Source organism: Angustibacter aerolatus, assembly GCF_054776675.1.
This window is the reverse complement of sequence record NZ_BAAHBM010000005.1, coordinates 69,989-84,203: the sequence shown is the minus strand read 5'-3', so window position 1 is coordinate 84,203 and position 14,215 is coordinate 69,989. Positions and strand designations below refer to the sequence as shown.

11 protein-coding genes and 1 pseudogene are annotated in these 14,215 nt (G+C 74.7%); 6 read left to right on the top strand and 6 right to left on the bottom strand.

Annotated elements, in window-relative coordinates:
- A pseudogene (locus ACYVI6_RS02585) lies at nt 1-250 on the bottom strand (DUF349 domain-containing protein); the annotation flags it as partial.
- On the bottom strand, nt 247-990 hold the full coding sequence (locus ACYVI6_RS02580) for a peptidylprolyl isomerase (protein ID WP_460444867.1): 744 nt from the start codon (nt 988-990) through the stop codon (nt 247-249). The pseudogene ACYVI6_RS02585 and the gene ACYVI6_RS02580, both read right to left, overlap by 4 nt.
- A 142-nt stretch (nt 991-1,132) precedes the next feature.
- Between ACYVI6_RS02580 and ACYVI6_RS02575 the strand changes: the two genes are divergently transcribed.
- The 3 genes from ACYVI6_RS02575 (at nt 1,133) to ACYVI6_RS02565 (ending at nt 4,853) form a co-directional block, all read left to right on the top strand.
- A complete protein-coding gene (locus ACYVI6_RS02575) occupies nt 1,133-1,834 on the top strand; it encodes an MBL fold metallo-hydrolase (protein ID WP_460444866.1) in 702 nt (233 codons plus the stop codon).
- 40 nt (nt 1,835-1,874) lie between these two features.
- Nucleotides 1,875-3,242: a histidine--tRNA ligase gene (gene hisS / locus ACYVI6_RS02570; protein WP_460444865.1), complete on the top strand. Its 1,368-nt coding sequence runs from the start codon at nt 1,875-1,877 to the stop codon at nt 3,240-3,242.
- Nucleotides 3,243-3,338: 96 nt separating this feature from the next.
- Nucleotides 3,339-4,853 (top strand): MFS transporter, encoded by a 1,515-nt coding sequence (locus ACYVI6_RS02565; protein ID WP_460444864.1) that lies wholly within the window; start codon nt 3,339-3,341, stop codon nt 4,851-4,853.
- A 43-nt stretch (nt 4,854-4,896) separates the two neighbouring features.
- Here ACYVI6_RS02565 and ACYVI6_RS02560 read toward each other — a convergent pair whose 3' ends face one another.
- Nucleotides 4,897-5,295 (bottom strand): hypothetical protein, encoded by a 399-nt coding sequence (locus ACYVI6_RS02560; protein ID WP_284287203.1) that lies wholly within the window; start codon nt 5,293-5,295, stop codon nt 4,897-4,899.
- Between the two features lie 74 nt (nt 5,296-5,369).
- On the opposite strand from ACYVI6_RS02560, the gene ACYVI6_RS02555 reads away from it, so the two are divergent.
- Both ACYVI6_RS02555 and ACYVI6_RS02550 read left to right on the top strand, forming a co-directional pair.
- A complete protein-coding gene (locus tag ACYVI6_RS02555) occupies nt 5,370-6,467 on the top strand; it encodes an Rv2578c family radical SAM protein (RefSeq protein WP_460444863.1) in 1,098 nt (365 codons plus the stop codon).
- Nucleotides 6,468-6,544: 77 nt separating this feature from the next.
- Nucleotides 6,545-7,531 carry an aldo/keto reductase gene (locus ACYVI6_RS02550; protein ID WP_460444873.1) on the top strand — a complete coding sequence of 329 codons (987 nt, stop codon included), beginning with the start codon at nt 6,545-6,547 and terminating at the stop codon, nt 7,529-7,531.
- 41 nt (nt 7,532-7,572) lie between these two features.
- On the opposite strand, the gene ACYVI6_RS02545 is transcribed toward ACYVI6_RS02550, so the two are convergent.
- Nucleotides 7,573-8,322: a PilZ domain-containing protein gene (locus tag ACYVI6_RS02545; RefSeq protein ID WP_460444862.1), complete on the bottom strand. Its 750-nt coding sequence runs from the start codon at nt 8,320-8,322 to the stop codon at nt 7,573-7,575.
- A gap of 222 nt (nt 8,323-8,544) precedes the next feature.
- Between ACYVI6_RS02545 and aspS the strand changes: the two genes are divergently transcribed.
- The gene (gene aspS / locus ACYVI6_RS02540; protein ID WP_460444861.1) at nt 8,545-10,365 is read left to right on the top strand and encodes an aspartate--tRNA ligase; all 1,821 of its coding nucleotides are present in this window, start codon (nt 8,545-8,547) and stop codon (nt 10,363-10,365) included.
- 327 nt (nt 10,366-10,692) lie between these two features.
- On the opposite strand, the gene ACYVI6_RS02535 is transcribed toward aspS, so the two are convergent.
- Entirely contained in the window at nt 10,693-11,508 is an 816-nt protein-coding gene (locus tag ACYVI6_RS02535) for a GNAT family N-acetyltransferase (RefSeq protein ID WP_460444860.1), read from the bottom strand.
- 1 nt (nt 11,509) lies between these two features.
- Complete coding sequence (locus ACYVI6_RS02530) at nt 11,510-13,903, bottom strand: MMPL family transporter (protein WP_460444859.1); 2,394 nt, start codon at nt 13,901-13,903, stop codon at nt 11,510-11,512.
- Between the last annotated feature and the right edge of the window lie 312 nt (nt 13,904-14,215).

Genomic DNA, 14,215 nt, shown 5'->3' with positions numbered 1-14,215 from the left:
GCTCGGTCGCGGCGGGCTCGGTTGCGGCGGGCTCGGCTGCGGCGGGCTCTGCTGCCACGGGCTCGGACGACGCGGCGTCGGGCGCACCGTCGGGCTCGGGCGCGGCCTCGGCCTGCGGTGCGGCGTCCGCACCCGTGGCGTCGCCGACCGGCTGGGCGCCGTCGTCGGGTCGTCCGGCGTCCTCGGACGTGGTGGGGGGCACCTGCGGCTCGTCGCCGGAGGTGGTGGTCTCGCTCTGCGTCTCGCTCATGCCGGCTTCACCGCGATGGACTCGATGTCGATGGCTTCCTTCGGGCTGCCGTCAGGCTGTCCGTCGGAGGTGCCCTTGTCCGCGACGCCCTGGACGACGTCGAGGCCCTTCGTGACCCTGCCGAAGATGCTGTAGCCGCCGCCGTCGGTGGGGAGGGTGCTGTCACCCCACGTGACGAAGAACTGGCTGCCGTTGGTGTTCGGGTCGTTGCCGCGGGCCATCGCGAGCGTACCGGCCGGGTACTTCCCGTCGGCCGGGGCGTTCTCGATGCCGTACCCGTACCCGGGCCCGCCGGTGCCCTTGCCGGTCGGATCGCCGCACTGCAGCACCTGCAGCGGAGCGCTGAGCGTCAGCCGGTGGCAGGGCGTCTTGTCGTAGTAGCCGTCGCGCGCCAGGAAGAGGAACGACGACACCGTCTGCGGGGCCTCGTCGCCGTACAGCTCCATCGTCACGACGCCCCGGTTCGTGGTGACGGTGGCGGTCCACCGCTTCCCCTCGGCGAGGGTCGTCGGAGGAGCGGAGGGGTACTGCTTGGGGCCCGTGCTCGACGTGGCCCGGGTGGCCGGGGGGTCGCCCACCAGCCTGGTCAGCGCCAGCACGCCGCCGACGACGACCAGCACCGCGACCACCGCGCCGACGACCTGCTGGTTGCGCCGCTGCCGCTGGGCGCGGGCCTGCTGGCTCACCTGACGCCGCGCGTAGCGGCGCCTGGCCCGCTCGCGGTCGCGGTCGATCGGCACGCGTCGTCCTCCTGCTCGCTGGTGGCCGCCCGGCCCGTTCCGGCGGTCAGTGTAGGCACTGGACGTCCGTCGAGCCGGGGCACGAGCGGTCGTCGCTGGTCACGAACCGGTCACCATCGGGGCAGGGCCTAGGGTGGTGGCCGTGCTGGTCACCGGGTTCCCGAGCGCGCTCTTCGGCACGAACTGCTACGTGGTGGCGACCGCCGCTGGCGAGGAGTGCGTGGTCGTCGACCCGGGCATCGAGGTCGTCGGGCAGCTCACCGAGGTGCTGCGCGAGCTGCGGCTGCGGCCGGCCGCGGTGGTGCTCACGCACGGGCACGTCGACCACACGTACTCGGTGACGCCGGTGTGCGGCGCCCACGGCGTGGCGGCCTACGTGCACGCCGACGACCGGTACCGCCTGGTCGACCCGCTCGGCGAGATCGCCTCGACGGGGCTGCTCGCCGCGCTCGAGCAGCAGTTCGGCAGGGCCGCGACCTGGGCCGAGCCGAGCGACGTCGTCGAGATCGGCGAGGGCGCGGCGCTCGAGCTGGCGGGCCTGCGCCTGCAGGTGTCGCACGCGCCCGGCCACACCGAGGGATCGGTGATGCTCGGGGTCGAGGGCGTGCCCGACGGCGCTCCGGACGGCGTGACCCGCACCCTGCTCACCGGCGACGTCCTGTTCGCGGGCAGCATCGGCCGCACCGACCTGCCGGGCGGCGACCACGCGGCGATGCTGCGCTCGCTCGAGCATCGCGTGCTCACCCAGCCCGACGACACGCTGGTGCTGCCCGGCCACGGCCCGGCCACGACCATCGCCCGCGAGCGGGCCACCAACCCGTACCTGCGCGACCTCGTCGCCTGACGAGCACGCGCCCCGGCCCCACCCCCGGAGGACCTGCACCGTGCCCCGCCCCACGCCCCTGTCCGGTTACCCCGAGTGGCTGCCCGCGCAGCGCGCCGTCGAGCAGCAGGTCGTCGACGAGCTGCGTCGCACGTTCGAGCTGCACGGCTTCGCCGGCATCGAGACGCGCGCCGTCGAGCCGATGTCGCAGCTGCTGCGCAAGGGCGAGATCGACAAGGAGGTGTACGTCGTCTCGCGGCTGCACGCCGACCCCGACGCCGCTCCCGAGTCCGACGACCGCCGGCTGGGCCTGCACTTCGACCTGACGGTGCCGTTCGCGCGCTACGTCCTCGAGCACTCGGGGCACCTGCAGTTCCCGTTCCGCCGCTACCAGATCCAGAAGGTGTGGCGGGGCGAGCGCCCGCAGGAGGGCCGGTACCGCGAGTTCTGCCAGGCCGACATCGACGTCGTGGGCGACGGCGCGCTGCCGTTCCACCACGACGTCGAGGTGGTCGAGGTGATGGCCGAGGCGATGTCGCGGCTGCCGCTGCCGCCGCTGCGCATGCAGGTGAACAACCGCAAGCTGGTGCAGGGCTTCTACCGCGGGCTGGGTGTCGACACCGACGAGGCGGTCGCCAGCACGCTGCGCGCCGTCGACAAGCTCGACAAGATCGGGCCGGACGCCGTGCGGGCCACCCTGGTCGCCGACGGGTTGAGCAGTGCGGTGGCCGACGCCTGCCTGCGGCTGGCGGCCATCGAGGGCACCGACTCCTCGGTGGTCGACGCCGTGCGGGCGCTCGGGGTGTCGTCGCCGCTGCTCGACGAGGGGCTCGACGAGCTGGCGACGCTGCTCGACGCGGCCGGCGGCACGCGAGGCAACGTGCAGGTGGTGGCGGCGCTGAAGATCGCGCGCGGCCTCGACTACTACACCGGCACCGTGATGGAGACCGTCATGGTCGGCTCCGAGCACCTGGGGTCGATCAGCGCGGGCGGCCGCTACGACGCGCTGGCCAGCGACGGCCGCACGACGTACCCCGGTGTGGGCATCTCGTTCGGCGTGACGCGCACCTTCGCGCCGCTGCTGGCCCGCGGCGCGCTCACCGGCAGCCGCTCGACGCCGAGCGCGGTGCTCGTCGCGCTCGCGTCGGAGGAGGCCCGGCCGGCGGCTCGTCGCGAGGCGGCGGCGCTGCGGGCCCGGGGGATCCCCTGCGAGGTGGCTCCGGCGGCGCAGAAGTACGGCAAGCAGATCCGGGCGGCCGAGCGCCGCGGCATCCCGTTCGTCTGGTTCCCCGCCGAGGCCACGGACGACGGCGCGCCCGCCGTCCGCGACATCCGCACCGGCGAGCAGGTGCCGGCCGACCCGGCGTCCTGGACGCCGCCGGCGGCCGACCTGCGGGTCGGGGTCGTGCGCTCCGACGCCGACGGCTAGCACCCGGGCCCGCTGGACGGGCGGGATGCGGTGATTCGTCCTACGTTCTGACCGCCGCCCGCGGGGGGCGGTCCAGGGCGCCGAAGGAGTCGCCGCATGAGCACCACCGCAGCATCGACGGGGACCGGCGTCCCCGTCGTGAAGAGCCTGGTCCCGGCCCGCATCGACCGGCTGCCGTGGACCAGGTTCCACTGGATGATCATCGTCGGCCTCGGGGTGTCGTGGATCCTCGACGGCCTCGAGATCCAGATCGTCTCCAGCGTCGGCACCGTCCTGCAGGACCGCGACACCCTGCACCTCAGCACCGGCGACGTCGGCCTCATGGGGTCGATCTACCTCCTCGGCGAGGTGGTCGGGGCGCTGGTGTTCGGTCGCATCACCGACCGCGTCGGCCGCCGCAAGATCTTCATGATCACGCTGGCCCTGTACCTCGTGGCCAGCGGCGTCGCGGGCCTGTCGTTCAGCCTCTGGTTCCTGCTGCTGTTCCGGTTCCTCGCCGGCATGGGCATCGGCGGCGAGTACGCGGCGATCAACTCCGCGATCGACGAGCTCATCCCGTCGAAGTACCGCGGCCGCGTCGACATCGCCATCAACGGCACCTACTGGGGCGGCGCGCTCATCGGCGCCGCGGCCTCGATCTTCCTGCTGAACCCCGACCTGCTGCCCGAGGACGTCGGTTGGCGGATCGGGTTCTTCATCGGCCCGGTCATCGGCCTGGCGATCATCGGGCTGCGCCGGCACATCCCGGAGAGCCCGCGCTGGCTCATGACGCACGGCCGCCTGCAGGAGGCCGAGGACACCGTCGACGAGATCGAGGCGGGCATCGAGGCCCACGGCACGAAGCTGCCGCCGGTCGACGAGTCGAAGGCGCTCGAGATCCACCCGCAGGAGTCGGTGAGCTACCGGCAGATCGCGCGGACGATGCTGCGGGACTACCCCTCGCGCTCGTTCCTGGGCTTCTCGATGATGGTGACCCAGGCCTTCCTGTACAACGCCATCTTCTTCACCTACGCGCTGGTGCTGGCGAACGTCTACGACGTGAAGGCCTCGCACATCGGGTACTTCTTCTTCCCGTTCGCGCTCGGCAACCTCGCCGGCCCGCTGCTGCTGGGGCACCTGTTCGACACCGTCGGACGGCGCAAGATGATCCTGGCGACCTACGGCGGCTCGGCGATCCTGCTGGCGATCAGCGCGGCGCTGTTCGGTGCGGGCGTGCTGTCGGCGACCACCCAGACGATCTTCTGGTGCGTCATCTTCTTCTTCGCCTCGGCGGGTGCGTCGTCGGCCTACCTGACGGTCAGCGAGATCTTCCCGCTCGAGCTGCGCGGCCAGGCGATCTCGTTCTTCTTCGCGATCTCGCAGCTGGCCGGCGGCGTCGCCGCACCGTTCATCTTCGGCAAGCTCGTCGGCGACGGCAGCGACCGCGGCCCGCTCACCGTCGGGTACTTCGTCGGGGCGGCCATCATGCTGGCCGGCGGGCTCATCGGCTGGTTCTTCGGCGTCGACGCCGAGGGGAAGTCGCTCGAGGACATCGCCGACCCGTTGTCGTCGGTCAAGCGCACCGAGGCGCGTGGCGGCACGCGCTTCCAAGGGGCCGCCCCCAAGGGCTGACGCCACGACGGAGGGGCCGGCCCGAACGGGCCGGCCCCTCCGCTCACGGCTCGAGCAGCCGGCGCAGCGACTCCAGGTCCGCGACGACCGCGGCCCGGTCGGCCTCGAAGGCCTCGTCCGTGACGCCGTCGCGCCGGCGCAGCGTGAAGACGACGTCGCAGCGTGGCCCGTCGTCGAGCACCCGCAGCGGGTTCAGCACGCTCGTGCCGTCGGGCAGCGTCACGACGTGGTCGCAGACCCCGAACGGGTTGTCCTCGGCGAACTCGACGTCGACCTCGCCCACGGGGGAGTCGGCGACCCAGCGGCCGGCGTCGCGCCGGATGCCGGCGCTCAGGCCCGCTGCCCACTTGGGCAGGTTGGCCGGGTGGTGCACGAAGGCGTACACGTCGTCTGCCGTGCGGGCGATGGTCTGGTTCAGGTGCAGCGTCGTCGATGCGTCCATGAGCACAGCCTCCCGCAGTCGCGCGTGCTCGGCAGCCGTTGACGCCATGTCGAACACGTGTTCGAATTGACGTCATGCGGTGGGACGGGCAACGACTCGGGGCGGACGACGACGCCTCGCTGCCCGGCCTTCCCGTGGGTCGCGGCATCCCCGGTCTCCTGCGCACGGTGACGACGCCGGAGTTCGCCGGCATCCGGTTCCACGAGGTGCTGGCCAAGAGCCTGCTGAACCACGTGCCGGCGGCCTCGGGCATGCCGTTCGGCTGGACCATCAACACCTTCCGCGGGTGCAGCCACGCCTGCACCTACTGCTTCGCCCGGGGCACGCACGCCTACCTCGATCTCGACACCGGCGCCGACTTCGACCGCGAGATCGTGGTCAAGACGAACGCCGTCGAGGTGCTGCAGCGCGAGCTGGCCCGCCCGTCGTGGCGGCACGAGCACGTCGCGCTCGGCACGAACACCGACCCGTACCAGCGCGCAGAGGGTCGGTACCGGCTGATGCCCGGGGTGATCGACGCGCTCGCCGCGTCCGGCACGCCGTTCTCCGTGCTCACCAAGGGCACGCTGCTGCGCCGCGACCTGCCGCTGCTGCAGGCCGCGGCGGCGCAGGTGCCCGTCGGCGTCGGCGTCTCGCTCGCGGTGCACGACGACGAGCTGCAGCACCTGCTCGAACCGGGCACTCCCAGCGTCGCCGCGCGGCTCGAGCTGGTGCGCGCCGTCCGCGAGGCCGGGCTGCCGTGCGGGGTGTTCCTGGCGCCCGTGCTGCCGGCGCTCACCGACGGGCTCGCGCACCTCGATCACGCCCTGGCGTCGCTCGCCGCGGCCGGCGCCACCGGGGTGACCGTCGTCCCGCTGCACCTGCGGCCGGGCACGAAGGAGTGGTTCATGGGCTGGCTCGAGCGCGAGCGGCCCGAGCTGGTGCCGCGCTACCGCACCATGTACGGCCGCGGCGCGTACGCCTCGCCCGAGTACCGGCGCTGGCTGCGCCGGCGGGTGCAGCCGCTGCTGGCGCGGTACGGCCTCGACGGCGGCGCGCGCACCGCGCCGAGCGACGAGGCCGGGTCGACGGGCTTCCCCGACGGCAGCCTGCCGCGCGGCGTCCCCGGACGACGACGGGGGAGTGCCGTCGCTGCCGTGGCGGCGGCCCCCACCCAGCTGAGCATGCTGTGACGGCGGCGTCCGGGGTCGTCCGTGCCCTGCTCCACGAGCCGGTCGCGCGCGGGTCGTCTAGGGTCCGACCCGTGCAGATGCGACGGCTCGGACGGACCGGACGACAGGTGGGCGTGATCGGGCTCGGCTGCTGGCAGCTGGGTGCGGACTGGGGGCAGGTGAGCGAGGCCGACGCGCTGGCCACGCTGCACGCGGCCGCCGACGCGGGGGTGACCTTCTTCGACACCGCCGACGTGTACGGCGACGGGCGCAGCGAGCAGCTGGTGGGCCGGTTCCTGCGCGAGCGCGGCGCCGACCGCGACGCGCTCACCGTCGCCAGCAAGCTCGGCCGCCGGGCCGACCCCTTCGAGCCGGCGTCGTTCACCGCGGAGGCGATGCGCGGCTGGGTCGACCGCAGCCTGGCCAACCTCGACGTCGACGCGCTCGACCTCGTGCAGCTGCACTGCCCGCCGACCGCGGTGTACGACGACGACGCGGTGTTCGACGCCCTCGACGAGCAGGTGGCCCAGGGCCGGCTGCGCGCGTACGGCGTGAGCGTCGAGACCGTGGCCGAGGCGATGACGGCGATCGCCCGGCCCAACGTCGCGACCGTGCAGATCATCCTGAACGTGTTCCGCCGCAAGCCGCTCGAGCAGGTGCTGCCCGCCGCGGTGGCCGCGGGCGTCGGCATCATCGCGCGCGTGCCGCTGGCCAGCGGGCTGCTCACCGGCCGGTACGACGAGTCGACCACCTTCGCCGCCGACGACCACCGCAGCTACAACCGGCGCGGCGAGGCGTTCGACGTGGGCGAGACGTTCGCCGGGGTGCCGTTCGAGGTCGGTGTCGAGGCCGCCCGCGAGGTCGCGGCGCTCACCCCCGAGGGCGCCACCACCGCGCAGCTCGCCCTGCGCTGGGTCGTCGACCAGCCGGGTGTCAGCACCGTCATCCCGGGGGCCCGGTCACCCGAGCAGGCCCGCGGCAACGCGGAGGCCGCGCTGCTCGCGCCGCTCGACGAGTCGACGCTGCGCTCGCTGGAGGCCGTCTACGACAGCCGGGTCCGCGCGCACGTGCACGACCGCTGGTGAGGTGACCGCGGCCCGCCCGGCCCGCGGCGCGGTGACGTGCTCTAGGGGCGCCGGCGGCTGACGAGCGACCGCACCTCGGCCAGCGGGCCGTCGGGCTCGGCGGGCGACGTCGTCCCCGCCTGGGCGGGCGGTGTCGCGTCGTCGACCGGGGCCGCCGTGCCGCGTCGCTCGCGCAGCAGCGCCCGCTCGCGCTCGAACACCAGGCCGACCAGCCGCTGCTGCGCGGTCGGCTCGATGGCGGCGAACGCGGCGCGCACGGTCGAGCCGTGCACCTCCAGCACGTCGAGCACCGTGGTCACGCGGGTGTCGCCGGGCAGCGTCAGCTCGGCGGTGATCTGCGAGCCCGGTGCCCGCAGGCCCTCGGGCGCGGCGTCGAGCGCGGCGAGCAGCCCCCCGCCGGAGATGTTCAGCGTGTGCCCGTTCAGCAGCCGGCCCCCGTACGCCGGGCCGGTGCCGTCGGGCACGGCCAGCAGCACCTCGAGCTCGACCTCGCCGCGCACGTCGTCGCGGCGCTGGGTCGAGCGCACGTCGCCGCCCAGCCGCACCACGGTGCCGGCCGGGCCGCTCACGATGCGCGCGCTCGTCGTCAGCAGGCCGCCCGGCACGGTGAGCTCCGCCAGCACGCCGACGCCGTCCAGGTCGACGACCGGGGCGGTGGCGAGCACCCGCACGGCCACCTGCCACGGTCCGGCGTCCGGCACGGCGTCGGCCAGCGCGCGCACGGGCAGCCGGCGTCCGGCGCTCACGAGGGTCAGCCGGGCCCCGGCGGTGACGCGCAGCTCAGGCGGCATGCCGGCGACGGGTCCTCTCTGGCGCGGACGGGCGGTCACTGGACGCCGTCCCCGACCGACGCGGCCGGGGGCGGTCTGGCGAGCATCTCCCGCGAGGGGTGCGGGGCGCGTGGGCCGGACGGGTGAACGACGCCCTCCGCCCCCTGTGGACAGTCGTCGGGCCGCCGCACCGGCACTGCGTAGGATCGGGGGGTCCAGTCCACCAGACCCCGAGGGGATCCTGTGCTCCGCACGCACGAGGTCGGCACGCTGCGCGCCGACCAGGCCGGCCAGACCGTCACGCTCACCGGCTGGGTGGCCGCGCGGCGCGATCACGGTGGCGTGGCCTTCATCGACCTGCGCGACGCCTCCGGGCAGGCGCAGGTCGTGGTGCGTGACGAGGTGCTGGCCCAGTCGGGCGCGCACGGCCTGCGCAACGAGTTCTGCGTGCGGATCACCGGCGAGGTGGGCCGCCGACCGGAGGGCAACGAGAACCCCGCGCTGCCCACCGGCGAGATCGAGGTGACCGCGACCGGCCTCGAGGTGCTCAGCGAGGCGGCGCCGCTGCCCTTCCAGATTGACGAGCGCGTCGAGGTCGGCGAGGAGGCCCGGCTGCGGCACCGCTACCTCGACCTGCGTCGTCCCGGCCCCGCGGCGGCGCTGCGGCTGCGCAGCGAGGTGAACCGCGCGGCCCGCGAGGTGCTGCACGAGCGCCGGTTCGTCGAGATCGAGACCCCGACCCTCACCCGGTCCACCCCCGAGGGCGCGCGCGACTTCCTGGTGCCGGCCCGGCTGCAGCCGGGCAGCTGGTACGCGCTGCCGCAGAGCCCGCAGCTGTTCAAGCAGCTGCTCATGGTCGCCGGCATGGAGCGGTACTTCCAGATCGCCCGCTGCTACCGCGACGAGGACTTCCGCGCCGACCGGCAGCCCGAGTTCACCCAGCTCGACGTCGAGATGAGCTTCGTCGAGCAGGACGACGTGATCGAGCTGGCCGAGGCCGTGCTCGTCGCGCTGTGGCAGCTCATCGGCCACGAGGTGCCGACGCCGCTGCCGCGGATGACCTACGCCGAGGCGATGGCGCGCTACGGCAGCGACAAGCCCGACCTGCGCTTCGAGCTCGAGCTCACCGACTGCACCGCGTTCTTCGCCGAGACGCCGTTCCGGGTGTTCCAGGCCGAGTACGTCGGCGCGGTCGTGATGCCCGGTGGCGCCTCGCAGCCGCGCAAGCAGCTCGACGCGTGGCAGGACTGGGCCAAGCAGCGCGGCGCCCGCGGCCTGGCGTACGTGCTGGTGGGCGAGGACGGCGAGCTCGGCGGCCCGGTCGCCAAGAACCTGTCCGACACCGAGCGCGCGGGGCTCGCCGCCCACGTCGGCGCGAAGCCCGGCGACTGCGTGTTCTTCGGCGCCGGTGCCACCAAGACGTCGCGGGCGCTGCTCGGCGCGGCGCGCCTCGAGATCGGCCGACGCCTCGGGCTGATCGACGAGTCCGCCTGGTCGTTCCTCTGGGTCGTCGACGCGCCGCTCTTCGAGCCGGCTGCCGACGCGACGGCGAGCGGTGACGTCGCGGTCGGGTCGGGCGCCTGGACGGCGGTGCACCACGCCTTCACCTCGCCCAAGACCGAGTTCCTCGACACCTTCGACACCGACCCCGGGTCGGCCCTCGCGTACGCCTACGACATCGTCTGCAACGGCAACGAGATCGGCGGCGGCTCCATCCGCATCCACCGCCGTGACGTGCAGGAGCGGGTCTTCGCGGTGATGGGCCTCAGCCAGGAGCAGGCGCAGGAGAAGTTCGGCTTCCTGCTCGACGCCTTCGCCTTCGGCGCCCCGCCGCACGGCGGCATCGCCTTCGGCTGGGACCGCATCTGCGCCCTGCTGTCGGGCACCGACTCGATCCGCGACGTCATCGCGTTCCCCAAGTCCGGCGGTGGCTTCGACCCGCTCACCCAGGCGCCGGCGCCGATCACCCCGGCGCAGCGCGCCGAGGCCGGCGTCGACGCCAAGCCCAAGCAGCCCGAGCCCGCCGCACCGACCGCACCGGCCGAGCAGCCCGCCGCCGGCTGAGGTCGGCGTGGGCGGGCCGAGCGGGCCTGGCTCAGTGGGCCGAGCGGGCCGACATCACCTGGGCCGCGAGGTCGAAGATCCGGCGCCGAGGTCGGCGTCGGCAGGTCGGGCTGGTCGAGCCCGGCTGAGGTCGGAGTGCGGCACCGGGCCGTGAGCAACCGGCGTGCCGCGGCGGCAGCCGTAGCGGCACCGGCGTGGTCGTGATCGCGGCCCGTGCGATGCCAACAGGCTCCGCCCACGCCTGCGCCCACGGGTGCACCCACCCGGCCCACGGGCACCCGTCTGCGGCGGACGGCGGTGCCGGCTCGCCGATCCGCCAGGTGGAGGTCAGGCGGAGCGGTCGGCGGTGTCGGCCGCAGCGGGCAGCAGGCGGCGGCTCGACCAGTGGTGCCGGCAGTGAAAGCCGAGCCGCTGGTAGACGCGGCGGGCGGCGACGTTGTCGGCGTACATGCCGAGGGTGACCACCTCGGCGCCGTGCTGCAGCGCCCGTCGGCTGACGGCCGCGGTGACGGCGCCGCCGAAGCCCTGACCGCGAGCCGCCGGGTGCACTGCGATCGACGCCAGGTGCGGCACGCCGGGGACGTGCTCGGTGTGGGCGGCGCAGGCGAGCAGCTCGCCCGCGGCGTCCCGCACACCGACCCACGCCACCACGTCGTCGTCGCCCGGGTCGGCGCTGTGCCGCGGGCTGGCCGCGGTCAGCAGCGCGGCGATCTCCGCGGCGTCCGCGGAACCCAGCTCGACGACCCGCTGCCCGCTCGCGAGCAGCGGAGCCGGTGGCGCGTCGACGAGCCACATCCACTCCCAGTCGTCACCGCGCCCGACCCGGGGGTGCGGCCCGAGCAGCTCGGTGCTGCCCTGCGGCACCGCGAGGTACGTGCTGGGCGAGAGGTCGGTGCCGGGTTGCAGCACCTCGCGCAGGAGTGCCGCGGCCCGCGCCGCCGGTCCGAGCACCGACAGCTGCCGGCGCCAGCCCTGGTCGTCGCGCACGAAGGCCACCGCCGCCGTCGTCCAGTCGCCGCCCGGCACCGCGTCGTCCGACAGGAACGCGTGCAGCGTCCGCCCGGGGAGCAGCTCCCAGCGGACGAACGCGTCGCCGTGCAGGCGGTCCAGCAGCTCCTCGCGGGTGAGGGTCGTCTCGCGCACGTCAGTGCTCCGTCACGCCGAAGCGGTCGTGCAGCCGGCGCAGCGGGCGCGGCGCCCACCAGTTCCAGTCGCCGAGCAGCGTCATCGTCGCGGGCACCAGCAGCATCCGCACCAGCGTCGCGTCGACGGCGACCGCGAGCACCAGCGCCACCCCGGTCTGCTTGACCACCAGCAGCTTGGCGGCGGCCAGCCCGGCGAACACGATGATCACCAGCAGCGCGGCGGAGGTGATGATGCGGCCCGAGCGCTGCAGCCCCTCGGCGACCGCCTGGTCGCTCGTGCGGCCGAGGTCGTGCTGCTCCTTGATCCGCGACAGCAGGAACACCTCGTAGTCCATCGCCAGGCCGAAGGCGAACGCCAGCACCAGCGGCGGGATCGTCGTCTCGATGCCACCGGTCGAGTCGAAGCCGAGCGGCCCCTCGAGCCAGCCGTCCTGGAACACCAGCACGACGACACCGAGGGAGGCGCCGAGCGACACGACGTTCAGCACGAGCGCCTTCAGGGGCACCAGCACCGACCCGGTGAGCAGGAACAGCAGCGCGAAGGTGGCGACGACGACGAGACCCACGGCGACCGGTGCCCGCCGCTGGATGCCGTCGACGAAGTCGACCTGACCGGACGCCTGCCCGATGACGTACGTCGGCACCTCGGCGTCGAGCGCTCGCAGCCTGTGCACCACGGACGCCGCCTCTGGACCGCCCGCGTCGCCGCCGGCGACGTCGACACCGAGCACGGCGACGTCACCGGCCCGGGTGACGGGACGGGTGCCCGCGACGTCCGGCAGCGCCCGCGCCCGTTCGGCCAGCGCCTCGGCCTGCGCGGTGTCGCCGCGGACGACGACCTGCACCTCGGGACCGCTGAGCGCCGGCCACTGGTCGGCCAGCTCGTCGAAGGCGTCGCGCTGCACGGCGCCGCGGGGGAGCAGGTCGATGCCCGACGAGCGCAGCTGCATCGTCAGCACCGGCGCGCCGGCGGCGAGCAGCACCAGCACCACCGAGACGGTCACGAGCACCGGACGCCGTTGCACGCGGGCCGCCAGCCGGGAGAAGACGCCGTGCTGGGGCGCGACGTCGCCGAGGCGGCTCACCACGTGCCGCAGACCCGGCAGCCGGGCCACCAGCCCGGGGCGCACCATCCGCGCGCCGGCCAGCCCGAGCAGCGCCGGCACCAGGGTGAGGGCCACCAGCAGGGCGACGACGACGACGCTCACCCCCGCCGCGCCGATGGCCCGCAGGATCGAGGCCTGGAAGACGAGCAACCCGCACAGGCTGAGCGCCACGATGAGCCCGGAGAACAGCACCGTGCGCCCGGCCACCGCGACGGTGCGCCCCACGGCGGCGACCACCTCGTCGTGCGTCGGCCCCGGGCGGTGCGCACCCCGGGCGGTGTGCGGCGTGACCCCCGCGCCGCGCCGGCGGTCGGTCGGCGCCCCGACCGACGCTGCCCTCGAGCCGAGGCCGTGCCCGGCAGCGGCGTCACCGGCAGCGGCGTCACCGGCGGCGGCGTCGTGCGCAGCGGCGGGGGCATCCGGCCCGGTCGGCCCGGCGACGGCGCGCAGCTCCTCGCGGAACCGGCTGACGAGCAGCAGGCCGTAGTCGATGCACAGGCCGAGCCCGAGGATCGTGACGACGTTGACGACGGTGGCGTCGAGGTCGAGGAACGTGGTGAACGCCAGCAGCGAGGCGAGGGCCCCGGCGATGGACGCCAGCGCGCCGGCGAGCGGCAGGCCGGCGGCGAGGAACCCGCCGAACACCAGCACCATCACCACGAGGCTGACCGGCAGCGCGACGCCCTCACCGGTGCGCAGATCGCCCTCGACCTGGCCGGTGATCGCGTGCACCAGCTGCGGGCTGCTCGCCACCCGCACCGTCGCGCCGTCGAGACCGCGCAGGCTCTCGCGCGCCCGCTGCTCCACCTCGTCGGCCGCTGTCAGCTGCGCCTCGCTGTCGAGGCCGGGGCGCAGGGCCACGACCACGGCGACCCCTCGGCCGTCGCGCGCCTGGAACGTCGCGGCGGCGGACGGCGGGGTGCCCGGCAGCCCAGGCCCCTGCACACCCAGCACCCCGGGCACGCTGCCGGCGGTGCGCGCGAGCCCGGCGACGGCGTCGGTGGTCTCGGCCGCGGCGGGGTCGACCCCGCGCACCAGCACGAGCACCTGCGCACCGACCGGCTGCTGACGTGCGAGCAGCTCGCGGCCGGTCTGGTTCTCGCCCGGGACGCCGGGCTCGCCGCTGGTCAGCCGGTCGAACAGCGACGGGGTCCCCACCACGCCGAGCGCCGTCGTGAAGCACGCGGCGACCACGAGCACCCACGCGGTGACGACGACCCGCGCGTGCCGGGCGGACCACCGACCGAACCGCTCGAGCGCACGAGGCGCGGCGGACGGGGACGGCACCGGGCAAGCCTGTCAGAGCCACATCCCCCAGGCGCTCGCGGCCCGGTCCGAACCGGTCGCCGCCCCGCGTGCAGCGTCGCCCGCAGCCGGGCACAGGCGCCCAAGGCCACGCGCGGGCCCACGACCACGGGTGTTCGGGTCGCCCGGGCGTCGGGTCGCACGCGGGCAGTCGGGTCACACGCGCGTCAGGTCGATGGGCGCACGGGTGGACCGCGCGGCTCCAGTGCGTCGGTCCTCGCACGCGCCGCAGGCGTTCACTCCGGCGCCTTCGTGGAGACGCGGCGGGGCAGGCGGTCGCGTGCGCGGTCGGGT

Coding starts and splice junctions, on each gene's coding strand:
- ACYVI6_RS02565 (WP_460444864.1), top strand. CDS start 3,339: ATGAGCACCACCGCAGCATCGACGGGGACCGGCGTCCCCGTCGTGAAG.
- ACYVI6_RS02555 (WP_460444863.1), top strand. CDS start 5,370: ATGCGGTGGGACGGGCAACGACTCGGGGCGGACGACGACGCCTCGCTG.
- ACYVI6_RS02550 (WP_460444873.1), top strand. CDS start 6,545: ATGCGACGGCTCGGACGGACCGGACGACAGGTGGGCGTGATCGGGCTC.
- ACYVI6_RS02560 (WP_284287203.1), bottom strand. CDS start 5,295: ATGGACGCATCGACGACGCTGCACCTGAACCAGACCATCGCCCGCACG.
- ACYVI6_RS02545 (WP_460444862.1), bottom strand. CDS start 8,322: ATGCCGCCTGAGCTGCGCGTCACCGCCGGGGCCCGGCTGACCCTCGTG.